The sequence below is a fragment of the Deltaproteobacteria bacterium genome, assembly GCA_003696105.1.
Classification (GTDB): Bacteria; Myxococcota_A; Polyangia; order Haliangiales; family J016; genus J016.
In genome coordinates, this window is record RFGE01000366.1 from 1 (window position 1) to 2,508 (window position 2,508).

Genomic DNA, 2,508 nt, shown 5'->3' on the forward strand with positions numbered 1-2,508 from the left:
CCGCGGTGTGCCCGCCCGGCGGCGCCTCCGCGGTGTGCCCGCCCGGCGGCGCCTCCGCGGTGTGCCCGCCCGGCGGCGCCAACGACGCCACGCCCTGCCGAATCGTGGCTTCCCCGTCCACCACGCCGGCCGGCGCGGCGCCGCCGTCGGTGCGCGACCGCAGGTCGAGCATGGCGGTCTCCGCTTCCGCCAGGGGCGCCACGTCGAGGAGCTGCTCGAGTTCGACGTCCTGTGTCGGCTCCTGCTCGAACCGTTGGCTGCCTTCGGCGGCGGCCATCAGCTCGCGAATCTGGGCGCCCGGCATCGCGCGCGTCGCCTCGTCGTCGAACGCCGGCCCGAGCGCACCCGGCCCCGCCCCACCCGGCCCCAGCCCGACGCCGGTGAACCCCGCCGCCGTTTCGATCCGCAAGATCGTCGCCTCCTGGGCGAACGCTGCATCGTCGCCGCTGCGCCGGGCGAGGCTGAGAATCCGCGCCAGTTCGATCGCCGGATCGCCCGCGGTCGTCAGCGCGGAATAACGATAGCTGCGCAGCGCCGCGCTCAGTTCTCCGGCGGTCTGATATCGGTCCTCCGGCCGCACCGCGATCGCGCGCCGCACGATCGCTTCGAGTTCCGACGGCATGTCGGGATCCAGATCGCGCGGGCGCGGGATCTGCCCCGCGCGGACCGCTTGCAGCGCGTCGACGTCGTTGAGCGCCGAGAACACGCGCCGGCCCGAAATCATCTCGAGCAACACGATGCCGAGCGAAAACACGTCGCTGCGCCCGTCCACCGGGCGATTGTCGGCTTGCTCGGGCGAGATGTAGGCGAACTTGCCGCGCACGCCGTGGTGACCGGTCACGTCTTCCATGCGCTTGGCGATTCCGAAGTCGGTCAGCTTGACCTCTCCGTTGCGCGACAGCAGTACGTTCGACGGCGATACGTCCCGATGCACCAGGCGCAACGGCCGCCCGGCGCTATCGGTCGCACGGTGGGCGAAGTCGAGCGCGTCGGCGATCTCGGCGGCGATGTGCAGGCTCAAGTGCGCCGGCAACCGCTTGCCCCGCTCCTCGAGCGCCTCGAGCAGCGCGCGCAGGTCGCTGCCGGGCACGTACTCCATCACCAGGAAGTACTGGCCGTCGTCCCCGAGCCCGACGTCGAAGATCTGTACGATGTTGCGGTGACGCAACTGCGACAGGGTATTGGCCTCCGCGATCAACATCTGGACGAACCGCTCGTCCTGGCTCAGGTGCGGTAGGATGCGCTTGATCGCGACCGGCTTTTCGAAGCCGCCGCCGGCGATGGCCCGGCCGCGAAAGATCTCCGCCATCCCGCCGACGCCGATCCGGTCGAGCATCTCGTACCGCGTCATGGCTTGTGCTACAGCCTAACACAGCGTGCTCGCAGCCATCCTCGCGGACCAGGTCGCGCGCCGGGCCACTCCCGGCGGCGTATTGATCGCCGCGGACGCGGGGGTCGTCACCGACCGCATCGCGTTTGGCCGCACCCACTGGGAGGACCGCCCGGACATCGGGCCGCCGCGGCCGGTGACCGTCGACACCCCGTACGACCTCGCGTCGCTCACCAAGCCGATCGCGACCGTCGGCTGTCTGATGCAGTTGGTAGCCCGGGGCGACGTCGACTTGGACGCGCCGGTCCGCCGCTGGCTACCCGAACTGGCTCCCGACGGCGCCGCGCGCGCCCGCGTGCGCGACCTGCTGTGTCACTCGTCCGGCCTGCCGGCGCACCTGCCGTTCTACCGGCAACTGTGCGCGGGCGAGCGCGACGGCACGGCGTCGGCGCGCGACGCGCTCGTCGCGATGGCCGCTCGCACGCCGCTTGCCTACGCACCCGGCACGCGGGCGGTCTACAGCGACCTCGGGTTCATTCTTCTCGGCGCTCTAGTTGAAAGAGCAACCAACGAGCGCCTCGACCGCGCCGCGCGACGCCTCGTGTTCGAACCGCTCGGCATGCGCTCGGCGCGGTTTGCCGATCTTCTTGCCGGCGAGCAGATCGCCGGCGCGCCGCCCACCGAGGAGTGCCCGCACCGCGGTCTCGTATGCGGCCGCGTCCACGACCAGAATGCGTACGCCGCGGGAGGAATCTGCGGCCACGCCGGGCTGTTCGCTGCCGCCGACGACGTCGCCGCCTTCGCAGCCGCGGTCCTCGGCGCGCGACCGGGGTTCGACCGCGCGGTCGTCGACGCGTTTCTGGCGCGCAGTCCGGTCCCGGGGTCGACGTGGCGGTACGGGTGGGACACGCCGTCGCCCGAACCCGGCGCGTCGCAAGCCGGCGATCGGTGGCCGCGCACGTCCGGGTTTGGCCACACCGGCTTCACCGGCACTGCCATGTGGCTCGACCGCGTGACCGGCCGATTCGCCGTGCTGCTCACCAACAGCATCCACCCGCGCGTGCAACAGCCGGTCACCAAGGCGATGCGGCGCGAGGTCATGGACGCGGTCGTCGCCCGCCTCGACGAGCTCGCGCACTGACGGGCCGAACGATTCGGCACCGCGGGCCGACCCCCCC

Annotated in this window: 2 protein-coding genes; one reads left to right on the plus strand and one right to left on the minus strand. The window is 71.9% G+C overall.

Annotated features, from left to right (window positions below):
* The coding region (locus D6689_22590) for a serine/threonine protein kinase (GenBank protein ID RMH36367.1) at positions 1–1,351 on the minus strand (1,351 nt) is incomplete at its 3' end.
* 25 nt (positions 1,352–1,376) lie between these two features.
* Between D6689_22590 and D6689_22595 the strand changes: the two genes are divergently transcribed.
* Entirely contained in the window at positions 1,377–2,471 is a 1,095-nt protein-coding gene (locus tag D6689_22595; GenBank protein RMH36366.1) for a class A beta-lactamase-related serine hydrolase, read from the plus strand.
* Positions 2,472–2,508: the final 37 nt, after the last annotated feature.